Raw genomic sequence first — 23,765 nt, 5'->3', positions numbered from 1 at the left:
GTGTCTATTTTTTAACAATATAACAAAAACTATTGCCATCTATAAATTAATAGGTTTATATTGTTTTATTGGCATAGTTTCAATCCAAGGAGAAAGGAGATTTTCAATCGTGCAACTAAAGAAAGCATTTTGGAAGTTGGCTTCGCTTCTTCCGTTATCATTACTTCTGTTCCTCGGTGGCTGTGATAAAAAACTCGCAGTATTAAATCCACAAGGACCTGTTGCAAAAGCACAGTATGATTTAATTGTTTGGTCATTCTTGCTTATGTCATTAATTATCGCAATTGTATTCATCTTGTTTACAGTCATCTTGATTCGTTATCGTGAAAAACCAGAGAATATGGACTATGAGCCACCTGATCAACACGGTAACACATTATTAGAAATCATTTGGACGATTATTCCTGTTATTATCGTTATCGCATTATCGATTCCAACAGTTAAAGCAACTTATGCTTCGGAAGAGGTTCCGCAAGAGTCCAAACATATTAAACCAGTTGAAATTTATGTTACATCTGCAAACTGGAAATGGTTATTTAGTTACCCGGAGGAAAAAATTGAAACCGTTAACTATTTAAACATCCCAGCTGGTGTACCAATTGAATTTAAGCTGACTTCTGTAGGTCCAATGAATGCTTTCTGGGTACCAGAACTTGGTGGTATGAAGTATACAATGGATGGCATGATCATGGACTTATATTTACAAGCTGATAAGCCTGGTTCTTACCTAGGTCGTAGCTCGAACTTCTCAGGTGAAGGATTTACTCACATGGAATTCGAAGTTGAAGCAAAAACTAAAGAGAAATATGATAAGTGGGTAAAAGAAGTACAAGAAACTGCCCCTAAATTATCAGAAGAGAAATACAACGAAATTATTAAACCTGGTGTAGTTGGGCGTATGACGTTCTCTAGTCACCACTTAAGTTATGTAGATCCAAAATCACTTGAATATTGTGATTACAACTACTACAAAAACAAAAAATAATAGCTATTATTCCAACAGATTGGAGTGAAAACAGTGAAGCTTGATGAATTTTTTGTCACAGGTGACCCGATTATTTACGGAGCTGACGCATCTATCGTTCTTGTGACATTAGCGATTCTTTTCGTACTAACAAAGTACAAAAAATGGAGATGGCTTTGGGATGAATGGTTAACAACTGTTGACCATAAAAAAATAGGGACCATGTATATTATCTCTGCCGTTATAATGTTATTCCGTGGTGGTATGGATGGTTTAATGATTCGTGCCCAGTTAACATTCCCAGATACAACATATTTAAACGCTGAACACTATAATGGAATCTTTACAACACATGGTACAGTTATGATTCTTTTCATGGCGATGCCATTCGTTCTAGGATTAATGAACGTCGTTGTACCATTACAAATTGGTGCTCGTGACGTTGCATATCCATTCTTAAATGCTTTAAGTTTCTGGTTATTCTTTATCGGAGCAATGTTATTCAACATCGCTTTCGTTATCGGTGGTTCACCAGACGCTGGGTGGACTTCTTACTTCCCAATGGCGGGTACAGAGTTTACTCCTGGTGTAGGAAATAACTTCTATGCAATTGCATTACAGATTTCAGGTCTCGGTACGTTAATGACAGGTATTAACTTCCTAGTTACGATTTTAAAAATGCGTACACCTGGCATGAAATTAATGAAAATGCCAATGTTTACATGGTCTATTTTAATTACATGTGTAATCATTATTTTCGCTTTCCCAGTATTAACAGTAGCTCTTGCATTAATGACATTTGACCGTCTATTTGATGCTCACTTCTTTACGATGGCGAGTGGCGGTATGCCAATGCTATGGGCCAACTTGTTCTGGGTATGGGGTCACCCTGAAGTGTATATCGTTATTTTACCGGCATTCGGTATTTTCTCTGAAATCATTAGTACATTCTCACGTAAACGTCTATTCGGTTACAGTGCGATGGTATACTCAATGGTTGCAATTTCTTTACTAAGTTTCGTCGTATGGCTTCACCATTTCTTCACTATGGGTGCAGGTCCAGCGGTTAACTCATTCTTCTCGATCTCGACAATGGCGATTTCGATTCCAACCGGTGTTAAGATCTTTAACTGGTTGTTTACACTGTATAAAGGACGTATTCGTTTTACAGTTCCAATGCTTTGGTCATTGGCATTTATTCCAAACTTCGTAGTTGGTGGAGTTACAGGGGTTATGCTTGGAATGGCAGCAGCTGATTATCAATACCATAACAGCTACTTCCTAGTTGCTCATTTCCACTACGTATTAATCGCAGGTACAGTATTCGCTATGCTTGCTGGATTCACATTCTGGTATCCAAAAATGACAGGTCATATGCTAAATGAACGCCTTGGTAAATGGACATTCTGGATCTTTATGAGCGGATTTAACATCTGTTTCTTCCCGATGTACTTCCTAGGTTTAGATGGTATGACTCGTCGTATGTACACTTACTCTGAAAGCCTTGGATGGGGTTGGTTGAACCAAATCGCATCTGTCGGCGCAGTAATGATGGGTATCGGATTCGTACTTCTTTGTTACAACGTAATTTGGAGTGCACGTCACGGTGAACGTGATACAACTGGAGATCCATGGGATGGCCGTACACTTGAATGGGCAACTCACTCTCCTGTACAACATTACAACTTCGCGAAACTTCCTGAAATTAAAGAAGCTGATGCTTTCTGGTTCATGAAAAAACGCGGAGAAACAATTACACCAACAGCAGATGAATTAAAACCAATTCACATGCCAAGTAATTCTGGTGTGCCTATTATTATGTCTGCATTCTTCGGTCTTGCAGGTTTTGCATTAGTATTTAGCTGGTTCTGGATTGCAGCAATCGGTGGTATTGGTATTTTAGGTTGCTTAATCTATCGTTCATTCGATTATGATGATGGCTACTACGTAAGTGTTGATGAAATTAAAGAAACAGAACATATAGCATGAGAGGTGAAATGACATGGCGGCTTTAGATAAAAGCTTACCTTTGGAATATCAATCCGAGCAAAGCAGATTGAATATCCTAGGATTCTGGATTTTTCTTGGGGCTGAAATTATGCTGTTCGCAACACTTTTCGCCTCTTATCTAGTCCTTGCTGGTCGTACGGCAGATGGCCCAACACCAGCGCAACTGTTTGAAGTTAAAACACTTTTAATTCAAACGCTATTACTTTTAACAAGTAGTTTCACATGTGGTATCGCAATTCACGAAATGCGTAAACACAACCAAAAAGCAATGCTTGGATGGTTCATCTTTACATTACTTTTAGGTGCAGGTTTCCTATTCTTCGAGATCGAAGAGTTCATTATGTACGTTGGTGAAGGCGCAACAATTCAAACAAGTGCTTTCTTATCTGGATTCTTCGTTCTTCTTGGAACGCATGGTGCCCACGTAACAGGTGGTATCATTTGGGCAACTTGTGTTATTATCCAAATTTTAAAACGAGGTTTAACACCAGTTACAGCTCGTAAAGTATTTATTATCAGCTTATACTGGCATTTCCTTGATCTTGTTTGGGTCTTTATTTACACACTAGTTTACTTGAACGGGATGGTGGCGTAAATGGGTCAAAATAACAATCAAGCAAACGGGCATGCGCATAGCGGATTCCCGTGGTCACACGTTTTCGGATTCATTTTATCGCTTGCACTAACGTTTCTTGCTTTATATGTTGCACTTTACACAGACTTGCCACTTTCAACGATATTAACAACTATTATCATAATGGCAGTTGCGCAAGCGTTATTACAATTAATTATGTTCATGCACTTAAAAGAAGGAGAAGGAAGCATTCAAATTCTTACAATGATATACAGTTTCTTCGTTGCAGCTGCAACAGTTGGTCTTACTGTATGGATTTTCTTCTCAATGTAATTTGCATGAAAAAGACTGCTGAGATTTCTCAGCAGTCTTTTTTTATTCTCTCCCCTATTACATCCACATTACGGAATTAACAACAGAATCATAAAAAATATACTTATTATGACAAATGTTAAGAAAACTCTTTCTTTATGAAATCGAATCCATATCCGTTGCTTTTCTACCTATTATATGGCTAAATAGGTACTATATTTATTTGAAGGGAGAGAACGCAATGGAACATCATTCTTCTGTTCTATCACTTATGGTTGTCGTCGCAATCGCGTTTTTCGTTCCCCTTTTGTTACAGCGCTTTAAATTAAAAGCACTTCCTGTCGTTGTTGCAGAAATTATCGCAGGAATCTTTGTAGGTAAAAGTGGATTTAACATCATTGAGCCAGATATGTGGCTTCAAGTCTTATCAACACTAGGGTTTATCTTCCTGATGTTTTTAAGTGGTTTAGAAATTGACTTTTCGATCTTTAAACAAAAAGGGAAAAAGAATACGACAAACGAACCAAACACATTCCAAGCAGCAAGCATTATCTTCTTGTTTATTTTCATTTTATCTTATGCCCTATCATTAATATTCGTATGGCTAGGATTCGTAGACAATGCAATGTTCATGACTTTAATTATTTCAACTATTTCTTTAGGTGTTGTCGTACCAACATTAAAAGAAAATAACTTAGGAAAAACCGCAATCGGGCAAATCATTTTATTAGTCGCTGTTATTGCAGACTTAGTTACAATGATTTTACTCGCTGTATTCGTCGGATTAAATTCCGAAAGTGGCCAAAGCATGTGGCTTCTACTTCTTCTATTCGGTGCTGGTATTGTAATTTACTTTGTCGCAAGACGTTTTAAAAATATTCCATACCTAGAAAGCTTAAAAGCCGGTAGTGTACAAATTGATACACGAGCTGTTTTTGCACTCATCTTAATATTAGTTGGATTATCTGAATCTGTTGGGGCAGAAAATATTTTGGGAGCCTTTTTAGCAGGTGTACTTGTATCTTTATTATCACCAAATGAAGATATGGTTGAAAAACTTGATTCCATCGGATATGGTTTCTTCATCCCTATTTTCTTCGTAATGGTTGGTGTAAATCTAGAAGTATGGTCTATTTTTAAAGAGCCTTCTAGTATGCTAATGATCCCAATTTTAATTGTGGGACTCTTTATTTCAAAACTGTTGCCATCACTCGTCTTACGAAAATGGTATCCACGTAATATCGTACTCGGAAGTGCTATTTTATTAACATCAACACTTTCTTTAGTTATTGCGGCTGCACAAATCGGTGAAAAGCTAGGCATCATTAGCCCAAGTTTATCAGCATCTCTTATTTTAAGCGCCGTTATTACTTGTATTTTTGCACCTGTATTATTTAAAAAGATGTTTCCAAAAGTGGAAACACCAAAACCGAAAGTATCTATTATTGGTGCAAGCAGAATTACCCTTCCGTTATCACTTGATTTAAAACGTGAAGATTATGACGTAACACTATATATGATACGTCAAAATAAAGTAAATGATCAGGAAGCGAAATCTCATGACTTCCCTATTGTAAAATTAGATGAGATTACTATTCAATCTTTAATGGAGCAAAAAGCTTTCGAAGCAGACCGTGTTGTTGTTGCGACAAGTGATGATGAACAAAACTTATTATTAGCAGAACACGCAAAAGAATTAGGTGTTGAACACGTCATCGCAAGTGTAGAAGATCCCCTTCTACAAGAAAAAGCGACTCAAGAACATATCGCTGTATTCTCAACTATTAACTCTACACGCATTTTATTACGTGCACTTATTGATAAACCCAGTCTCGTTCGCTTAATTACAACAGCAAATGAAACAGTACGTGAGGTTGAACTACGAAGTAATAAATATAACGGCTTAGCACTTCGTCGCCTTCCGTTTTTAGGTGATGTACTTGTCATTCAAATTTATCGTGGCAATAAAGCATTAATACCACATGGTGATACGAAGTTACAGCATGGCGATACTTTACTTGTAACGGGTTCAAAAGAGCATATTGATACAATGAAAAACATATTAGAATAGAAAAGTGCCCCTCACATAATTGAGGGGCATTTTTTCATTTTCATATGGTAAAATGTTACTATCACATATTATGGGGATGAATAACATTATGTCTATTTCAACTTTAGCTCTCTTATTATTAGCAGAAGTACTCGTCGCCATTATTCTCATCGGCATTAGCATTGAAATTTGTAGTTATGGATGGAAAAAATCGAATGGAATTAAGTACTTTTGTCTCTTACTTTCACTCCTTCTCGGAACCGCTAGCATACTAGGACTTCTCGTTGCACCCGCATATTTCTTCTTACAACTTATAGAAAAAGGCTTATAAGAAAGGATGATATTATGATTACAGTGAAACATATTGATGCATCTGCAACATACTTATTACGCCAAAAGATTTTGCGTCCCAATCAATCATTAGAAGATTGTAAATACGATTCAGATTACGAAATAGACTCCTTCCACTTAGGTGCATTTCTACATGATGAACTTGTTAGTATCGCCTCCTTCTCTAAAGAAATACATCCTGATTTACAAGCTGGTTCCCACTATCGTCTACGAGGAATGGCAACATTACCTACTTTCCGAAACCAGCATGCTGGCAGCTCCTTAATCCGTAAAGCTGAACAAGTCCTCCAAGAACGCGAAGCAAATATTCTATGGTGTAATGCCCGAATTACCGTAGCAGATTATTACAAACGATTAGGTTTCCATGAGCATGGTGAAATCTTCGAGATTGATCCAATAGGACTACATAAAGTAATGTATAAAGAAATATAAGAAAAGCTTTCTGCATATTGCAGAAAGCTTTTTTTATATCTCATCTTCACTTTTTATTTTTTTCATATATATGTATATAAACAAACTAGGAACTAAAAAAAAAGCAAACATAATAAGTCCTGTTATACTGATTTCCTTCATTGAAATATCCGGTGTTACAATAATACAAATACCTAAAATACCAATAACAATCCCTACTGGAATGAATAATAGCTTCATGAAATAACTACGAGATACTCCCCCTGTATGCTCATACACTTCCACCGAATTTTTTAAGTTTAAAAAGTTAATAACTATTATCCCGCCCATAAATACCATTAATAAATCCGAAACACTTTCATATCCTGCCCCTTGTAAGACATAGCGGTAAAAAACAATACTTAGTATTACGATATTTTGTAAGATGAAAGCCAATCTAACATGTTTTAACCCCTCGATCATCAAACGTTCATCTTTCACGATTTTCACCCTATCACTCCTTTTCCTCCCAAAACAAATCATTCAATGTTTTATCTACCGCATAACAAATTTTTAAACATAAATCTAAAGACGGATTATATTTCCCCTTCTCAATTAAACTAATCGTTTGCCTTGTAACGCCTACTTTTTCTGCTAATTGTTGCTGTGTTAAATCTAACTGAACACGCGCGACTTTTATTTTACTTACAGCCATTCATGTTCCTCCTTTGTCATTATTGTAACATATATATGTCATTAAGTAATTTATATTTTACAAATCAAATTTAATTTTCACCCTATTATACACAAAAAAGGAGCCTCTCATAAGAAGCCCCTTTCCTATCTCTATATTATAAGAATAAATGACATCCAAATAAAATTGTAAATAAGTATAGTAACGGATGTACTTCCATTCCTTTCCCCTTCACGATTTTTAAGATTGGATACACTAAAAATCCGATTGCAATTCCATTTGCAATACTAGATGTTAATGGAATACCTACGAATATTAAAAATGCTGGTAATGCATCTTCAAATTCATTCCAATCAATATCACGAATACTTTGCGCCATTAAACTTCCTACTATAATTAACGAAGGAGCTGTAATAGCTGCCACGCTGGATAAGGAAGCGATAACTGGACTGAAAAATGCTGTTACAATTGTTAAACAAACGACTACAATACCTGTTAAACCTGTCTTACCACCTGCTGCAATTCCAGCTGATGATTCGATTGTAGCTGCTGTAGGACTAGTCCCAAAGACAGCTCCTGTTGTTCCACCAATTGCATCTGCAATAAACGCCTTACCAAAGCGCTTTTCAGTGTTATCTGTATTTAAACCTGCTTGTTTAATTAAACCAAGTAAAGCACCTGTTGTATCAAATAAAAGTACAAGCAAGAATGAAAAAATAACTCCGTACAACCCGTATTGAATTACATCTGAAAATGCATTGATAGGGTTTGAAATAATAATTCCTTCTGGCAAATGTGGCATTGCGACAATGTTATTTTCAAACTTTAATTGCCCCGTAAAGAAAGCAATAATTCCTGTCACAATCATACTAATAAACAATGCACCACTAACGCGTAACACCATTAATACCGCCGCTAACACTAAACCAACTAAAGTTAAAATAACAGCCGGTGAATGAAAGTCTCCGATTGTAACTAAGTTAGACGGATGGTCAACGATAATACCCGAAAGTCGCAATCCGATAAAAGCAATAAATAATCCGATTCCACCTGCAATTGCATGTTTTAAACTGTCAGGAATTGCGACAATTAGCTTTTGCCTAAATGAGGTGAAAGATAATAAAAGAAAAATGATACCTGTTACAAATACTGCCGAAAACGCAATGACATATGTAATCCCCTCTGCCTGTTGAACAACAGAATAAGCAAAATATGCATTCATCCCCATAGCTGGAGCAATAACAATTGGATAGTTAGCTAAAAACGCCATACATAGCGTTCCAACAACTGTCGCAATAATAGTTGCCGTAAATGCTTGATCAAATGGTACACCTGCATCAGATAATATTTTCGGATTGATGACAAGAATATACGCAAATGTAAAAAAAGTTGTGATGCCAGCTAAAATTTCTTGCTTCACAGAAGTGTTATACTTTTGTAATTGAAACATACTTATGTACCCTTCCTACACCTGAATTATTATCACACATTCTTTTCTTATTAGTATGTGAGAAAATGTAATACTTAATCTTAACAATCAATAAAAAGAAGAGTCAATATATTCTCTAATAGTTAGAATTTTAAGTTTAAGTCTGACAAATTATAGATGTAGTACAGTTCATTACGATTATTTTTGTAGCATAACAGATAGAAATGTTTTATAATTTGAAATAGTTAAACATTTAGTAAACGCATTCAAATATCGTTCACTCTACAGGGGGTATTCTTCTTATGCAGCAAACAAACAAATCTGAAACTTTAAACCGTGGCTTAAAACAAAGGCATATTACTTTAATGTCTCTCGGTTCAGCTATTGGCGTTGGACTATTTTTAGGATCAGCTTCCGCTATTAAACTAGCTGGACCATCCATTTTACTAGGCTATATGATTGCCGGACTCGTTATTTTTTTCATTATGCGCGCACTCGGAGAAATGGCAATTGAACAACCGGTTGCTGGCTCTTTTAGTAAATATGCAAATGATTACATCAGCCCACTAGCTGGGTATATTACAGGCTGGAATTACTGGTTTTTATGGGTTGTTACTTGTATGGCGGAAATTACAGCAGCAGGCATTTACATGCAATACTGGTTCCCAGATATCCCGCGCTGGACTTGGGCATTACTAGCTCTTTTATTAATGAGTGCTTTCAACTTCTTATCTGTAAAAGTCTTTGGAGAACTTGAGTTTTGGTTTGCTCTCATCAAAATTGTCACAATTATCTGTATGATAGTGATCGGTGCTGGTATTATTTTATTCGGATTTGGAAATGGCGGCGTTGCAACTGGTATTTCAAATCTTTGGGAACATGGGGGCTGGTTCCCAAATGGATTCTCTGGATTATTACTTTCCTTACAAATGGTATTATTCGCTTATTTAGGAGTAGAACTTATCGGTGTTACAGCTGGTGAAGCTCAAAATCCGAAAAAAACACTCGCAAAAGCAATTGATAACGTATTTTGGAGAATTTTACTGTTCTACGTTGGAGCTCTATTCGTTATGATGGCAATTTATCCTTGGAACGAACTTGGTGAGAAAGGAAGTCCGTTTGTATTAACGTTCCAACAAATCGGTATCGCAAAGGCAGCAGGTATTATTAACTTCGTTGTGTTAACAGCGGCTCTTTCATCTTGTAACGGTGGTTTGTTTAGTACAGGCCGTATGCTATTTACATTAGCACAACAAAAGAAAGCTCCTGAACGATTCGGCCGTTTAAATAAAAACGGTATTCCTAGTCAAGGCATTGTAGCAACAGCAATCGTTTTACTCGTTGGCGTTATATTAAACTATCTTGTTCCTGCAAAAGTGTTTACATGGCTCACTAGTATTTCAACTTTCGGGGCAATTTGGACTTGGGGCATTATATTAGTCGCGCAAATTAAATTCCGTAAAGGATTACAAACTAATAAAAAGGATAAGCTAGCATATAAAATGCCTTTACACCCATTAAGTTCATATTTCTCACTCGGCTTCCTTGTACTTGTACTAGGTATAATGGCGTATTCAGAAGATACACGAATCGCATTAATCGTCGGGCCAATTTGGCTTATTGGCTTGGCTATCGTGTATTATATGAAAGGTTTCCATAAGATTGATGAATCATCTAATTCAAAAATTAGTTAAGTCCACGATCTCTTCCTAATTTACTAGGGAGAGATTTTTTCATTATTCGCGCAAATATTTCTCAATTAAATTAACGTTATCTTTACACTATTTAATATTTTCTATCTTTATTTCCATAGAAAAATCAATTACATTATTAAAGCACATATATTTATTATTAGGGGGATTCTTCTATGAAGAATAAAAAATGGATTCAATTTTCTTTAGCAACAGCAATCACACTTAGTATAGGGAGTTCTTACATTCCGTCTACTTACGCCGAAAGCTCCGTAGACCCAGCTCCTGAAGTTGCTGCAAAAGTTGTAAATCAAAACAATGGGAAGAAAGTATTATTCGATAATACACACGGTCAAACGGCCGGGACAGCTGATTGGGTTATTGATGGCGGTTTTTCTGATTTCGGAAACGACATTGCCCAAAACGGATATCATGTAAAAGAACTGCGTAAATCAACACCTATTACATATGACGATTTAAAAAATTACAATGTGTTTATCGTTCCCGAAGCCAATATTCCTTATAAAAAATCTGAGCAAGACGCAATGTTACAATACGTGAAAAATGGTGGCAGTATTTTCTTCATTGCCGATCATTATAATGCAGATCGTAATAAAAACCGCTGGGACTCCTCAGAAGTGTTCAATGGATATAGACGCGGGGCATGGGATAATCCAGCAAAGGGAATGTCTAATGAAGAAACAACTTCACAAGCTATGCAAGGAGTAGAAAACTCTGATTGGCTATCCGATAATTTCGGTATTCGCTTCCGTTACAATGCACTTGGTGATGTTTCAGCTAAAAATATTGTCTCACCTGCACAATCATTCGGAATTACAACTGGCGTTTCATCTGTAGCAATGCATGCCGGCTCTACTCTTGCAATTACAAATCCTAAACTAGCGAAAGGTCTTGTGTATCTTCCAGAAAATCCATCAAAATGGAATAACGCTGTTGATAGCGGCGTTTATAACGGTGGTGGCGTTGCAGAGGGTCCTTATGCTGCTATTTCGAAAGTTGGCCTTGGAAAAGCAGCCTTTATTGGTGATTCTTCTCCTGTTGAAGATGCTACGCCAAAATATGTTCGTGAAGATTCAGGTCAATCAAAGAAAACTTATGATGGTTATAAAGAAGAAAACGATGCTGTTCTATTAGAAAACATCGTGAATTGGTTAGCGAAGCAAGAAACATTTACAAGCTTAGATCAAGTGAGTGGTTTACAGCTTGATGCACCTACACCTCTGCAAACATTTGAACAACCAAGTTTATCAACAGAACCACAACCAGAACCTTGGAGTGCACCAAGTCAAGGTTACCAGTGGTTCAATACAAATACTTTCAAACCAGGTTCGTACGGCTATAACGGTGCAGTGCCAACGAGTGATTACGTAATTACGCACCCTAGCATTCTACCAAACAATGAAGTGTTCCAAATGAAGATTCAAGTAAATAACCTATTACCAAATACAACGTACAATAATTATTCTTTAGGTATCTTCACAACTGGCGGAACACAGATGGCAAAAGTTCAAAACACAAATGGCACTTGGCCATCTTCTTTCGGATATAGCAGTGCATTCTCTTTCATCACAAATAACCAAGGATCTGCTGAAAAAATTGTGAATGTACAACTTGATCCAAATACAACTGGACAAGCAACACTTCGTCTACGTCAAAATACGACAGCGAAATATAGTGAGGCTGTAACGATTAATAAGAAATAATGAAAAAGGCAATCCGGATATGGATTGCCTTCTTTTCACTTCTCTTCTTTTGAGAAAAACATTCTTGAAATAACGATACCTATACTACCAACGATTAAGAATAACACCGCCCTGATCATCATCGACACCTCTGGTAAGTCGAGAAGGAATAACTTCCCTACTGTTACTACTAATACGACTAAGCCAGCATATAATATTTCGTTCATCTGTCTATAACGGCCAAACCAAACTGCAAATAACGCATATACCATCCATAATAACGATACAGATACGCTAATTATACTTCCATCTGTAGAAAGAACTTCACCGATCCTAGTAATTGTAATAAATACAATTACCATTAACGAGTAGAGCGCTATAGAGTACACATATTTACCTAAACTCGCTAACACTTCTTTCGCTTGTATCATGCAATAATAGAACGTCCCTATCAAAATAATATGAGCGACAAAGCCTGCTGAAATGAACTCATCAAACGGACTAAAAATCGTCTGCACTATTCCAATAGCATAAATCGTTGCACTTACATATAATTTAATATTTTGCTTTACTTTAATAGCAGTAACCATACCGAGGAAACCTTGTAACAATAATACGATTGCTGCATTCACCAAACTGTACTCGTATAAAATCGCTAAACTAAATGACCCCATTGCAAAGCCAAATATTAGATTTGTAAATACAGAATGTTTATTCTTCCTATATTCAAGTGCGAACATAACAGCATGCACAAATGCACTTATAACTAATCCCCACGTTGTAAATTCAGGAATTTGAGAAATGGCTAAAATAAAGAAAACTGCATTCGCACTAAATATCGCCAATCTTGCTTCTTGTATAAAACTTCTCTCCGAAAACATATGCCAAAATAATAGTAAATGAATTGCGCCGTATACAACTGTTAACTGTACTTGCACATTCTCTACTAATATTGACATAACAACAAAGAAGACAAATAGGACAATTGCCGCCACAACATAAGAAATCATATACAAGTACTTATAACGGTTTCTCAATGCATACCATAATAGACTAATTGTTAATATCGTCTCATAACTAAAGAAAATATACGTATTAGGAGTCGTACTATTTAACAAGAAAGGAACAAAAAATGCTCCCACCGCCACAAAAATGGCGAGGTATTCCGATTTATATCTTTTCGCTAAATAAATCCCTAAAATAACCCATATAATGTTGCAAATAAACGCAATACTTGCAGGAATAAATTCATATAAATAATGTGCCGCAAACGTTGTTAAAACAATTCCCGTAATACTTCCTCCAGCTAATACTAACCCTAACGCTTGCCGCTCTCTTTTAATTTGTATATCTCCTACATAATACAAACCGGCAGATAGTGCTATACCAAACACAACCCGTATCGCTGGTGTTAATAATCCGGCATCTACCCCTGCTTTGAATAACCAAATAACACCAAGTAGCATAATACCGACAAATATGCGTGGTAACCACGTTTGACAAAACTTTATAATATTAAATGGTTCTGGTTTAAATGCAGATATATCTACTTGTTTCACCTCTGGCTCTTGCATGGACTTCCTCGTCTTAACTACATCTTCTTGTAACTTTTCATTACTTACCGCTTCAATATATTCTTTCTTTTCCTTATTAACATTTTGTTGAACTTTATCTACTTCTATTTTTCTTTGTTTCGCTTTCAATTCATAAAGAGTCTCTTGCATCGTTTCAATTGCCGTTTCAATTGCTTCTATTTTCTTATTCAAATCCTCCTTCATACGCTCCCCCCCTCATCATTCATGTAAAACCTATATATTACCAATTACCTTTATCATACTCTTAGTCTATTCATTTTCAATACTATTTTTCCAAAAAAAGAAAGGTGTTTTCCGAAATAGGAAAACACCTCTTACTTATTTATTCTTATTTATAGCAATACTAACAATTACACCGAGGCAGACACCTACAAATGCCGGAACAATCCAACCTACACCTTCTGAATAAAACGGAAGAATTTTTAGTAGTGGTGTCCATTTATTCATCAGTACACTTTTGTTTAAAATATCAATCGCACTAAATAACGCTACGATTCCAATCGTTACCGAATATACGTATACATACTTTCCAATATACTTATGGAATAACCCTAAAATAATAAGCGTTAGTGCAACTGGATAAATAAATCCAAGAATCGGTACCGATACTTTTAAAATTTGCGTTAATCCTAAATTAGCTAAAACCATACTAACAAAACTTAATATAAATGCCCAAGCTTTATAAGATACTTTCGGAAATACACTTGCGAAAAATTGACTACAAGACGTAACAAGTCCGATGGAAACGCATAGACAAGCGACAGTAAAAATAAGACCTAATAAAACTAACCCACCTTGTCCAAATAATGTCGTCATAACTTGTGCTAACACTTTCGCACCGTTATCAAATGTACCCAATGAACCACTAATTGAGCCAACATATCCAAGAATGACATAAATAATAGATAATAAAAGCCCTGCTCCAATACCAGCAATACTCATATATTTCGCTAAACCTTTATCATCCGCTACACCCTTTGCACGCAGAGCATTTGCAATAACAATCCCAAATATTAAAGCTGCTAACGCATCCATCGTTAAATATCCATCTAAAAATCCTTGGAACATAGGAGCTTGTCCATAATTTCCTGCAGGCTCTTTCACACTGCCTACTGATGTAAACATACTTTTTATAAATATAATAGCAATCATACATAATAATAAAGGCGTTAACACCTTTCCAAACAAGCCCATTAATTTAGACGGTGATAAACTTAACCAGTAAACAATACTAAAGAAAATGGCCGTGTACAATAACAAAACTACGCTACCCGCTTCTGGGAACAACTGACCTGGTCCCATTTCAAAAGCTAAACTTCCTGCACGTGGTATACCAAGACCTGGTCCAATAAATAAGTACACAATGCATGGAAAAATAATTGCAAATGAAGAATGAACCCTGCCCGCTAACGTTTGAAAGCTCCCTGCTTTCGCAATAGCGATAACACCTAATATCGGAAGTCCTGTTGCTGACATAATAAAACCTAACAATGCAATCCACACATGCTCTCCCGCTTCGTATCCAAGGAAAGGTGGAAATATAAGATTCCCTGCACCAAAGAACATAGAGAATAACATAAGACTAATAAGCAAAATTTCTTTTTTCTGTAACAATTTCATTTCTTTCTCCTTCTTCAATTTCATCTCGCATGAGATCTATTCCACACGTAGGAAAAACGCGATAATACGCTTCCTTACAAAGAAAACATAGTCCATAGTCTACCATAAAAGAAACACCCATTCTATATCTACTTCCCTTTTCCAATTTCTTCTGAAAAATCAACCTTTATTGACTTTCAATAGTTAATAAAGTAAAATATTAAATATACAAAACTATTAACTTTGTTTTTTGTTTGTGTCAGGAGGAAAAATCACATGGAATCAACGATACAACTAGAAAGAGAACAACAAAGAAAAAAGAAACATCCTCCCGGTTTATACTTACTCTTCTTTACAGAAATGTGGGAAAGATTTAGTTACTATGGATTACGAGGATTATTAACATTATATTTAACAACAACTTTAGTAAGTGGTGGTCTTGGGTTTAGTCCCGCTTGGGCACTCTCTATTTACGGATTTTATACTGGAGCTTGTTATTTCACACCATTGATCGGTGGATACTTAACAGACCGTTTTCTAGGTAAACGAAAAGCCATCACAATTGGTGGTATAACAATGGCGCTCGGTAACCTTACACTATTTGCCTTGCAAAACCAAGTCGGCCTATACCTCGGATTAGCGCTTATTATTATCGGTAATGGATTCTTCAAACCGAATATCTCTACACTTGTTGGAGAATTATACGAAGAGCACGATCCAAAACGTGATAGTGCATTTACAATTTTCTATATGGGTATTAACGTCGGTTCATTTTTAGCTCCACTCGTTTGCGGATTTTTATCAGAAAATTTATTTAAAACAACGGTGGACGGTGTTGTTCATTATGGATTCCGTTACGGTTTCTTAGCCGCTTCAATCGGAATGATCATTGGACAAATTTTATTTACAACACTATCAAATCGCTTCCTTGGTGATATCGGTAAAAAACCAACTCGCGATTTGCAAACGGCTGCTGGACAACAAACAGTAGGAAATACACCGTTAACAAAAAAAGAAAAACAACGTACCGCAGTTATCGTCATTTTAACATGCTTTGTTGTCTTCTTCTGGGCTGGATTTGAACAAGCTGGTAGTTCGTTAACATTATATACAAACAAATTTGTAGATCGCTCTGTGTTCGGATGGGAAGTTCCAACATCTTGGTTCCAATCGGTCAATCCGTTATTTATTATTTTACTTGCTCCAGTCATTTCAGCATTATGGGCAAAACTTGCAACTAGAAAAAATGGGGATTTAAAAATCCCAACAAAAATGGGACTTGGTATGATCCTACTCGGTATCGGTTATATCATTCTCGTTATCGCTACATTAAAAACAGGTAGTGATGAACATAATATTACAGAAAAAGCAAACTTACTATTTATCGTCTTTACGTATCTTTTCCATACGTTAGGTGAGCTATTCTTATCCCCTGTTGGACTATCAATGGTTAGCGCACTTGCTCCAGTAAAACTTGCTTCTTTATTAATGGGAGTATGGCTAGCAAGCTCAGGAATCGCCAACATTATAGGCGGACAACTTGCAAGCTTCACAACTTCACTTGGATATGCTGAAGTATTTACAGTAATCGGAGCTGCAGCAATTATTTTAGGTTGTGTTTTACTATTAATTTCTAAGAAATTAGTGAAATGGATGGATTAAAAAAGATGAGGAATTTCTCCTCATCTTTTTTTATGCTTTCTCGCCCTTTTCTATTGCCTGTTCATACAGATCTTTGTGCTCTTTATATTCACTTGGCACGAAGTTTTTATAGAAAAATGACAGCCAGCTATCTCCTTTTTTATATCCTTCTTCTCGGATTTCTGCTGCCTTTTTATTTGATTTAAACCCTTCCGTAAACCATTTCTTTAATGATTCGTGTTTTTCATACTTAGCAGGAACTTTTAAATCATAATTTTCAAATGCATATGTATATCCAGCTTTTTCCGCCATTTTTTGGGCAGACTTATATCCTTTTTCATACGCGGTTTCATATGCTTTCACATATGTATCCTTTTCAGTATTTCCAGGTTTCTTTTCAGCTAATTCTTTACCAGCCTTTTCACCAAGTTCCGCTTGTTCTTTTTCAATCTTTTCGGTTCTCTCTTTATTACCTACTTGGAAACCTTCTGCAAAGTTCACCTTAAACTCAGGAGTAATTTGACTATCGTCCATTGCTTCTTGTGCTAACCCTTGCTCTTTACCTTTTTCAAAATGCGCTTTTTTCTGTTCTTCTAAAGACCATGCTACAGCATAAGTAGTTGTAAATGCTTGTTTATATGCATCTGACTTTCCAGCTACATGTCCTTCTGCATTTTTTTTCCTGCTTTAAAATCTGTCTCTCCGCTTTTTTGCCCTTCAGCTTGTCCCTTTTCAGCCTCAGCTTTACGCTGCGCTTCCTCTGCCTTACGTGCTTCTTCTGCTTTGCGTTGTTCTTCTGCAGCACGCTGTCTCTCTTCCTCTACTTTGCGCTGTTCTTCTGCAGCACGCTGTCTCTCTTCCTCTGCTTTACGCTGTGCTTCTGCAGCACGTTGTTTTTCTGCCTCCGCATTGCGCTGCGCTTCTGCTTGTCTTTCAGCTTCTACAGCACCATTATTATTTTGGCTAGGAGCTGGACTCGTTGTACCACTACTAGAAGCTGGTTTATTGTGATAATGATATTCCCCGTACTGCAATCCCCATTTTTCACAATTTGTACGACACGTATGTCCACCATTAGCATCTGTACGTCCTGGATGTGCATAAGCAGAAATTGGCGCTACCAATAACGCTACACTTGTTGTTAAAAGAAGTTTTTTTACTTGCTGTTTCACTTTTGTTCCTCCCAAAATCTAGATTTATTACTTTATTATACAAAAATAGAAAAATACTTAAATACTAACTAAAATATTCTTTTATTTCTCAATGTTGGATAAAAAAGAAGGTTCACTCTTTAAAGAGTGAACCTTCTTTTTTTTTATTTCTTAGCCTTTGTTCCTACTAGATCACCCGTAATAACAAAACGCTTAGAATTATCCTTAACAGATACACATGTAATAAGTGTTATCTCATCTTTCCCATGATCCTCTACAACTTCCCATTTATCAGGAGTCACTTCAGATACACCGGTAACAGTATACTCATACTCATTTGCATTGTCATACAAATAAATTTTATCGTTCTTTTTTAAAGTTGATACATCACTAAATAAAACACCTTTTTTTGACATATTATGCCCTGCAAGCGCATAATTCCCTTGTCCCATTACTTGATTTTCTTTTACAGTTGCCGCACCTGATAATAAATTCTTTTCAGTCGACGCTTTTAAAACAGGAAGTTCTACTGAAATACTTGGAATCGAAATACGACCGATTACTTGTTTCTTATCTAATGATGCATTCGCTACTTCTGCCAAGTCTGGTTGATTAATTTTCGAAGCATCTACAAATTCCGTCTCATGCTTTTCATAATCCATCTTTTGAACAGCCTGTACATTTTCAGTCTGTTTCTTTTCAGCCTGATATCCATCATAAAATGGCTTTCCGATTAATACACCACCTACAACAAATAGAAGGATTGCTATTATACTATAAATCCTTTGCTTATTCATATACAATTCCTTTCCGTTACAAAATCTTACTCTATATAAAATGATAAGACAATATTGCTATATGTACAAGTATAAACTGAAAGAAACCTTCTTGCTGGTGCAAGAAGGTTTCTTTTTAAGCTAATTTATTTCTGTATAGTGATACGTGGAATACTGTCATTTGAATAAAGAAAATAGAAAATAGAATATACAGTGGGTATCCAGGAAGATATTCATTAATAATAGGCGAAAAAGTTAAAAATCCAACTGCACAAGGCAACACATACCATAACGAAACAAAAGTTGTTCGACAAGCTTTCTCCGTAATCGCTTTTTCACGTTCATCTTCTAGTGGAAATAATAATGGATACATCCAAAAAGATAAATTCTTATATTTTTTCTTTTGAATTCTATAAAAAATTGTAACTACAATAGCTCCAATAAATAATAAAATGAATGGTACTCCATTAAACCATACTTCAAATGGGAACTTCTCGTTTTTAATTATATCTGCTAGCTCTGTAGTAACACTATAAAATTCAACAAATGTCCAGCATGCTAACGCAGTATAAAGTACGTTTACGATATAAGAAAAACCAATTCTATTCATCCTCTTCCCCCTCCTTATTTAAAACAAACACATCTTCCATCTTTAACTCGAATACATCACAAATCGTCAACGCTAGTAACAATGAAGGAACGTAATCCCCTTTTTCAATTGCAGCGATCGTTTGTCTCGTCACCCCAACCTTTTCTGCTAATACACTTTGCGAAAAATTAAAGCGAGCTCTTAATTCCTTCACCCTGTTTAAAATGGTCAAATTTACCACCTCTCACCATTATTGTATGCTACTCTTAACAAAATGTAAACTCAACTTAACATTATTTTTACAAAAAAATCCAACTTTACGTATTGTAAAGTTGGATTTCGTTTTAGTTTAAAATTGTAACTTTAACACTTCTTCTGCCCCAATTATTAGCTGTAGCTGAATCTGGCATTAATAAATCAATTATATGACCTTTAATCGCACTACCAGTATCTCCAGCAATTGCTGTCCCATAATTTTCCACATACACAGTAGAACCTAATGGAATCACAGCTGGATCTACAGCAATTAGTTTCATGTTTGGATTTGCAGTCAAATTATGCCCTAACTTAGACTTTACAGTTTCACCCGGTTTATAGCCATTTTCAGATGGATCAGCTGTATAAGCAGTTGCTGTTACATAAAATTCTTTTCCACCTTGAGCTGGTTTCGTGTCTGGCTTAGATTCTGGTGCTGTATTTTTTGCTACAGGCTCTGCCGGCTTAGCTGCCTGTTCTTCTTTTTGCTTAGCTGCTGCTGCCTTCGCTTTTGCTAACTCTTCTTGCTCAGCCTTTGCAGCTGCTTCAGCTTTTGCGCGCTCTTCCGCTGCAATTCTTGCTGCTTCTTGTTCACGAGCAATTGTTTCTTGTACTGCTTTCATATTTGCTTCAACTTTTGCTTTTTCTTCTGCTGCTAAATTAATTTGGCTTGCAATCGCATTATATTTAGCTTGAACCGTTTGTAAGTTATCTTGACGTTTTTTCAAGTTATCTTGCAAATCAGCTTGTGCTTTTGCTAATTTTTGCTTATCTACTACTAAAGATGCTTCTTTTTCGTCAATCGCTTTTTTATCTTCTTCAATTTGACGAAGATCTTGTTCTTGTAGACGTAAAATTTCTTTATCTGCATCTAAAATTGTAGATACCGCGTTCATACGTTGTATGAAATCAGCAAAGTTTTTTGATTCTACAACAACTTCTACTACTAAACTCGTATTTGAGCTATTTTGAACAGAAACCATACGTTTTTTCATAATATCCTTACGAGCAAGGACTTTATCTTCTAAAACGATAATATCTGCTTTTTTTTGTTCAATCTGCTTATGTGTTTCATCGATTTTACGTTGAATAGCAGATTGATCCTCTTTATTTTTTGCAATTGTATTATTTAAATTATGTAGTTCGTTTTCGATACCTTGAATTTCTTTATTAACAGCTTGCTTCTCTTGCTCTTTCTTCTGCATTTCTGCATCGTTTTGCTGCAATTGCTGTTGCATGTTGTTAAGTTTCTCGTCGTTTGACTCTGCTTTTACAGCGACTGTACTAGAAAGAACGATAATTCCTGCTAATACTAGACTACTGATTCGCTTAAAATAGTTCATAATCCGACTCCCTTCTTATACAGTTATACATGATTTATTTTACAGTTTGTTTACAGAACCATTAAATACAGTTTATTTTTCATGACAAAAAAAAGAGAATTATGAATAAATTGTAATAGATTCTTAAATATTTAACAATTCCTATATTTAAAAATTATAAAATACGCTAAAATCCAAATATAGAGAAAATATAACTTCTAAAGGCGGTTGAGATAAATACATGTTTACTCAAAAGAAAGCACTCCAACATAAAATTGATCAATTAGAAAATCGTATACAAGAGCTAGAAACAGAATTAAAACAAAAAGATATTGAAAGCCAAGAGACTATTTCTGCTATCCACGACCGTGTACAAAGCGTTGTTCAAGAGCATCAACTTGTAAATAACCAACATCATACACTCCAAAACTTAATTCAACAATTGAACGCATGCTTTGAAAATGTTTCTATGCGCACTACACATTCCAACGAATTAAATAACGAAATGCTACAAAAAGAGCAAAACTTAATTCAATCTATTAAAGAAATTATCGATTGCTCTAATGAAGGAAAAGAATCTGTTCACCGTTTACTTATTGTAATTAATAAATTAGGTGAACAATCTCAGCGCACGTCTAATAGTATGAATCATTTAAGTGAACGCTCAAAAGAAATCGAGCAAATTGTAGAAGTAATTCAAAACATTGCTGCGCAAACAAATTTATTAGCGCTGAATGCAAGTATTGAAGCTGCACGTGCTGGAGAGCATGGAAAAGGATTCGCTGTTGTTGCCAATGAAGTAAGAAAACTAGCAGAAAGCACAGCGGAGAGTACAAAAAACATTGGCAATTTAACGAAAAAAATCCAAGAGGAAATTGAAAAAGCGTACGAAAATACAAAAGATAATTTACATTTAGTTGATGAAGGTGTAGAAATGAGCGCCGATACTAACGCTAGAATTGAAAATATTTTAATAATGATTCAAACATTACAAAGTGGCGCTACAAATGTTATTAAAGCTATCGAAAACCAAAAATCTTGTAATGATGATATATTACGAGAATTTGCAAATACACAGCAAATGTTCCAAAAGTTAAATACTACTATTATGAATCATATTAATGATGCTGAAAAAGTCGATGTCCAATTATCAAAGGTATTCAAAAAACAGTAGCTTCTCATTAATAATAAAAATCTCTTATACTGCTATAAGGGATTTTTATTATATTTCGAATATTTATTTCTTCTCAATATTCATCCTCTCTTTTGTTATAATGGAAAAGTTGTTTCTTTCAAATAATAAACAAGGAGGTTATTATGGAACAATTTTACTACATTTTAAAGTATTTAATTCTTGGTCTGTTCCAAGGGCTAACAGAACCAATTCCGATTTCTTCAAGCGGTCACCTCGTTTTAGCACAGCATTTGCTAGGACTAAAAATAGAAGGGTTCAGCTTCGAACTACTTGTTAATTCAGCTTCATTATTAGCTGTATTACTTATTTATAGAAAGGACTTAATTCGTCTAACGAAGAATGGTCTATCTTATATATTTACAAGAGCAGAGGACGCAAAATCAGATTTCTTCTTTATTATTTACCTTGTTATTGCGACCATTCCAGCAGGTGTTATTGGTGTTTTATTTAAAGATTACATCGACCAGTACTTAAAAGGTGTGAAGATGGTTGGGATTTCCCTTCTTATTACTGCTGTCGGCCTTTGGATTATTAGAAACTTGCGTGGACGTAAAAATGATGGCGATCTTTCTATGAAAGATGCAATCATTATTGGTCTAGCACAAGCTTGCGCACTAATTCCTGGAATAAGCCGATCAGGTGCAACAATCGTAGCAGCGATGTTACTTGGTATGAAGCAAGAAACGGCTCTTCGTTTCTCATTCTTACTATATATCCCTGTTAGCTTAGGTGGTTTATTACTAAGTATTACAGACATTGCAAACGATCCAAATTTAGATACATTATTTGTACCTTATATTGTTGCTTTCATCGCAACATTTGTCATGACATATATTTCATTAAAATGGTTTATGAACATTATGGCAAAAGGGAATTTAAAATATTTCTCTTTCTACTGTATTATCGTAGGTGTACTAACTATCATTTTCTTATAAAGTGAAACTTTAATCAGTGGGTGTTTTGTTCATCCCCCCACTGATTAAAGTTTCACCAATCGGGCTTTTACGGGCAGCCCGACTCCCACCTAACTTCTTTGCTCCACCTGAATTTTGAGGTGGGAGTTTTACTGCCCACAAATAGCGGGATAAAAAACCTCTTACTGCCCTCATACAGTAAGAGGTTTTTCCTTATGCATAAACTTTCTTTTCCTGACAATACAAGCGAATAACATGTGTATTTTTTTGAAATAAATCATGTGTTAAGCGAATAATAATAAAATTTCGTTTTGTATTATCATCATGAACAAAAATCTGTTCCCCCTCTTGAAAACGCCATGCACTTTCAAAAGTTGTAATATGATCCCCGCTTACAGAAAAAAGCTCATATCGCATATCTAGTACCCTCTCTCAACTTATACAATCATAATATCTTGATATTAAACTAATTATAACTTAATCCCTCTAAAATTTGTCATTTTTTCTATTTCGAACTATTTCAACTTTGTTTTAAATTCTTTTTAGCGCTATAATGATAA

21 protein-coding genes and 2 pseudogenes are annotated in these 23,765 nt (G+C 35.6%); 12 read left to right on the top strand and 11 right to left on the bottom strand.

What is annotated here, in order from left to right:
• Positions 1–109 precede the first annotated feature (109 nt).
• The 7 genes from BWGOE10_RS03330 (at position 110) to BWGOE10_RS03300 (ending at position 6,693) form a co-directional block, all read left to right on the top strand.
• Complete coding sequence (locus BWGOE10_RS03330; RefSeq protein WP_070140910.1) at positions 110–985, top strand: cytochrome aa3 quinol oxidase subunit II; 876 nt, start codon at positions 110–112, stop codon at positions 983–985.
• Positions 986–1,018: 33 nt separating this feature from the next.
• Entirely contained in the window at positions 1,019–2,953 is a 1,935-nt protein-coding gene (qoxB, locus tag BWGOE10_RS03325) for a cytochrome aa3 quinol oxidase subunit I (RefSeq protein ID WP_002204397.1), read from the top strand.
• 13 nt (positions 2,954–2,966) lie between these two features.
• Complete coding sequence (qoxC, locus tag BWGOE10_RS03320; RefSeq protein ID WP_002174913.1) at positions 2,967–3,569, top strand: cytochrome aa3 quinol oxidase subunit III; 603 nt, start codon at positions 2,967–2,969, stop codon at positions 3,567–3,569.
• Complete coding sequence (gene qoxD, locus BWGOE10_RS03315) at positions 3,570–3,881, top strand: cytochrome aa3 quinol oxidase subunit IV (RefSeq protein WP_070140909.1); 312 nt, start codon at positions 3,570–3,572, stop codon at positions 3,879–3,881.
• 220 nt (positions 3,882–4,101) lie between these two features.
• Entirely contained in the window at positions 4,102–5,931 is a 1,830-nt protein-coding gene (locus tag BWGOE10_RS03310; RefSeq protein WP_070140908.1) for a monovalent cation:proton antiporter family protein, read from the top strand.
• 52 nt (positions 5,932–5,983) lie between these two features.
• Entirely contained in the window at positions 5,984–6,241 is a 258-nt protein-coding gene (locus tag BWGOE10_RS03305; protein WP_081338068.1) for a DUF4022 family protein, read from the top strand.
• Positions 6,242–6,255: 14 nt separating this feature from the next.
• On the top strand, positions 6,256–6,693 hold the full coding sequence (locus tag BWGOE10_RS03300; RefSeq protein WP_070140907.1) for a GNAT family N-acetyltransferase: 438 nt from the start codon (positions 6,256–6,258) through the stop codon (positions 6,691–6,693).
• A 33-nt stretch (positions 6,694–6,726) separates the two neighbouring features.
• On the opposite strand, the gene BWGOE10_RS03295 is transcribed toward BWGOE10_RS03300, so the two are convergent.
• The 3 genes from BWGOE10_RS03295 to BWGOE10_RS03285 all read right to left on the bottom strand — a co-directional run bounded on the left by BWGOE10_RS03295 (position 6,727) and on the right by BWGOE10_RS03285 (position 8,795).
• A complete protein-coding gene (locus BWGOE10_RS03295; RefSeq protein ID WP_070140906.1) occupies positions 6,727–7,161 on the bottom strand; it encodes a hypothetical protein in 435 nt (144 codons plus the stop codon).
• 4 nt (positions 7,162–7,165) lie between these two features.
• Positions 7,166–7,366: a helix-turn-helix transcriptional regulator gene (locus BWGOE10_RS03290; protein WP_000301182.1), complete on the bottom strand. Its 201-nt coding sequence runs from the start codon at positions 7,364–7,366 to the stop codon at positions 7,166–7,168.
• 136 nt (positions 7,367–7,502) lie between these two features.
• Positions 7,503–8,795: an NCS2 family permease gene (locus BWGOE10_RS03285; RefSeq protein WP_070140905.1), complete on the bottom strand. Its 1,293-nt coding sequence runs from the start codon at positions 8,793–8,795 to the stop codon at positions 7,503–7,505.
• A 281-nt stretch (positions 8,796–9,076) separates the two neighbouring features.
• Here BWGOE10_RS03285 and BWGOE10_RS03280 point away from each other — a divergent pair, with 281 nt between their 5' ends.
• The gene (locus tag BWGOE10_RS03280) at positions 9,077–10,468 is read left to right on the top strand and encodes an amino acid permease (RefSeq protein WP_070140904.1); all 1,392 of its coding nucleotides are present in this window, start codon (positions 9,077–9,079) and stop codon (positions 10,466–10,468) included.
• 173 nt (positions 10,469–10,641) lie between these two features.
• Positions 10,642–12,189, top strand: a complete 1,548-nt coding sequence (locus BWGOE10_RS03275) for a DNA-binding protein (RefSeq protein ID WP_070140903.1) — start codon at positions 10,642–10,644, stop codon at positions 12,187–12,189.
• 35 nt (positions 12,190–12,224) lie between these two features.
• Here the strand turns inward: BWGOE10_RS03275 and BWGOE10_RS03270 are convergent, their stop codons facing one another.
• Positions 12,225–13,946, bottom strand: a complete 1,722-nt coding sequence (locus tag BWGOE10_RS03270; protein ID WP_070140902.1) for a DUF2339 domain-containing protein — start codon at positions 13,944–13,946, stop codon at positions 12,225–12,227.
• 135 nt (positions 13,947–14,081) lie between these two features.
• Positions 14,082–15,383 (bottom strand): branched-chain amino acid transport system II carrier protein BrnQ1, encoded by a 1,302-nt coding sequence (gene brnQ1 / locus BWGOE10_RS03265; RefSeq protein WP_236736036.1) that lies wholly within the window; start codon positions 15,381–15,383, stop codon positions 14,082–14,084.
• A 255-nt stretch (positions 15,384–15,638) separates the two neighbouring features.
• Here brnQ1 and BWGOE10_RS03260 point away from each other — a divergent pair, with 255 nt between their 5' ends.
• Entirely contained in the window at positions 15,639–17,024 is a 1,386-nt protein-coding gene (locus tag BWGOE10_RS03260) for a peptide MFS transporter (protein ID WP_070140900.1), read from the top strand.
• A gap of 30 nt (positions 17,025–17,054) precedes the next feature.
• Here the strand turns inward: BWGOE10_RS03260 and BWGOE10_RS03255 are convergent.
• From BWGOE10_RS03255 to BWGOE10_RS03235, 5 genes and pseudogenes are all read right to left on the bottom strand, one after another.
• A pseudogene (locus BWGOE10_RS03255) lies at positions 17,055–18,175 on the bottom strand (YHYH domain-containing protein).
• A gap of 143 nt (positions 18,176–18,318) precedes the next feature.
• The gene (locus BWGOE10_RS03250; protein WP_070140899.1) at positions 18,319–18,951 is read right to left on the bottom strand and encodes a class A sortase; all 633 of its coding nucleotides are present in this window, start codon (positions 18,949–18,951) and stop codon (positions 18,319–18,321) included.
• Between the two features lie 115 nt (positions 18,952–19,066).
• Positions 19,067–19,540: a DUF2178 domain-containing protein gene (locus tag BWGOE10_RS03245; RefSeq protein WP_070140898.1), complete on the bottom strand. Its 474-nt coding sequence runs from the start codon at positions 19,538–19,540 to the stop codon at positions 19,067–19,069.
• The gene (locus BWGOE10_RS03240) at positions 19,533–19,751 is read right to left on the bottom strand and encodes a helix-turn-helix transcriptional regulator (protein ID WP_000154009.1); all 219 of its coding nucleotides are present in this window, start codon (positions 19,749–19,751) and stop codon (positions 19,533–19,535) included. Before BWGOE10_RS03240 ends, BWGOE10_RS03245 begins: the two co-directional genes overlap by 8 nt.
• Before the next feature lie 112 nt (positions 19,752–19,863).
• Positions 19,864–21,117: a 3D domain-containing protein gene (locus BWGOE10_RS03235; RefSeq protein WP_070140897.1), complete on the bottom strand. Its 1,254-nt coding sequence runs from the start codon at positions 21,115–21,117 to the stop codon at positions 19,864–19,866.
• A 646-nt stretch (positions 21,118–21,763) separates the two neighbouring features.
• Here BWGOE10_RS03235 and BWGOE10_RS33890 point away from each other — a divergent pair.
• A pseudogene (locus BWGOE10_RS33890) lies at positions 21,764–22,270 on the top strand (methyl-accepting chemotaxis protein); the annotation flags it as partial.
• Between the two features lie 143 nt (positions 22,271–22,413).
• A complete protein-coding gene (locus tag BWGOE10_RS03225) occupies positions 22,414–23,226 on the top strand; it encodes an undecaprenyl-diphosphate phosphatase (RefSeq protein ID WP_070140896.1) in 813 nt (270 codons plus the stop codon).
• Between the two features lie 192 nt (positions 23,227–23,418).
• On the opposite strand, the gene BWGOE10_RS03220 is transcribed toward BWGOE10_RS03225, so the two are convergent.
• Positions 23,419–23,622, bottom strand: a complete 204-nt coding sequence (locus BWGOE10_RS03220) for a hypothetical protein (protein WP_002134416.1) — start codon at positions 23,620–23,622, stop codon at positions 23,419–23,421.
• Between the last annotated feature and the right edge of the window lie 143 nt (positions 23,623–23,765).

The organism is Bacillus mycoides (assembly GCF_001757995.1).
In the GTDB taxonomy this organism is placed as follows: Bacteria; Bacillota; Bacilli; order Bacillales; family Bacillaceae_G; genus Bacillus_A; species Bacillus_A mycoides_B.
The sequence above is the reverse complement of the archived record's forward strand: the minus strand, read 5'-3'. Positions and strand labels throughout refer to the sequence as shown.

Bases quoted from the DNA above. Each gene is read 5' to 3' on its own strand.
- qoxD (WP_070140909.1), top strand. From the start codon at position 3,570: ATGGGTCAAAATAACAATCAAGCAAACGGGCATGCGCATAGCGGATTC.
- BWGOE10_RS03225 (WP_070140896.1), top strand. From the start codon at position 22,414: ATGGAACAATTTTACTACATTTTAAAGTATTTAATTCTTGGTCTGTTC.
- BWGOE10_RS03300 (WP_070140907.1), top strand. From the start codon at position 6,256: ATGATTACAGTGAAACATATTGATGCATCTGCAACATACTTATTACGC.
- BWGOE10_RS03235 (WP_070140897.1), bottom strand. From the start codon at position 21,117: ATGAACTATTTTAAGCGAATCAGTAGTCTAGTATTAGCAGGAATTATC.
- qoxC (WP_002174913.1), top strand. From the start codon at position 2,967: ATGGCGGCTTTAGATAAAAGCTTACCTTTGGAATATCAATCCGAGCAA.
- brnQ1 (WP_236736036.1), bottom strand. From the start codon at position 15,383: ATGAAATTGTTACAGAAAAAAGAAATTTTGCTTATTAGTCTTATGTTA.
- BWGOE10_RS03275 (WP_070140903.1), top strand. From the start codon at position 10,642: ATGAAGAATAAAAAATGGATTCAATTTTCTTTAGCAACAGCAATCACA.
- BWGOE10_RS03250 (WP_070140899.1), bottom strand. From the start codon at position 18,951: ATGAATAAGCAAAGGATTTATAGTATAATAGCAATCCTTCTATTTGTT.
- BWGOE10_RS03270 (WP_070140902.1), bottom strand. From the start codon at position 13,946: ATGAAGGAGGATTTGAATAAGAAAATAGAAGCAATTGAAACGGCAATT.
- BWGOE10_RS03245 (WP_070140898.1), bottom strand. From the start codon at position 19,540: ATGAATAGAATTGGTTTTTCTTATATCGTAAACGTACTTTATACTGCG.
- BWGOE10_RS03280 (WP_070140904.1), top strand. From the start codon at position 9,077: ATGCAGCAAACAAACAAATCTGAAACTTTAAACCGTGGCTTAAAACAA.
- BWGOE10_RS03285 (WP_070140905.1), bottom strand. From the start codon at position 8,795: ATGTTTCAATTACAAAAGTATAACACTTCTGTGAAGCAAGAAATTTTA.
- BWGOE10_RS03305 (WP_081338068.1), top strand. From the start codon at position 5,984: ATGTTACTATCACATATTATGGGGATGAATAACATTATGTCTATTTCA.
- BWGOE10_RS03290 (WP_000301182.1), bottom strand. From the start codon at position 7,366: ATGGCTGTAAGTAAAATAAAAGTCGCGCGTGTTCAGTTAGATTTAACA.
- BWGOE10_RS03310 (WP_070140908.1), top strand. From the start codon at position 4,102: ATGGAACATCATTCTTCTGTTCTATCACTTATGGTTGTCGTCGCAATC.
- BWGOE10_RS03260 (WP_070140900.1), top strand. From the start codon at position 15,639: ATGGAATCAACGATACAACTAGAAAGAGAACAACAAAGAAAAAAGAAA.
- BWGOE10_RS03220 (WP_002134416.1), bottom strand. From the start codon at position 23,622: ATGCGATATGAGCTTTTTTCTGTAAGCGGGGATCATATTACAACTTTT.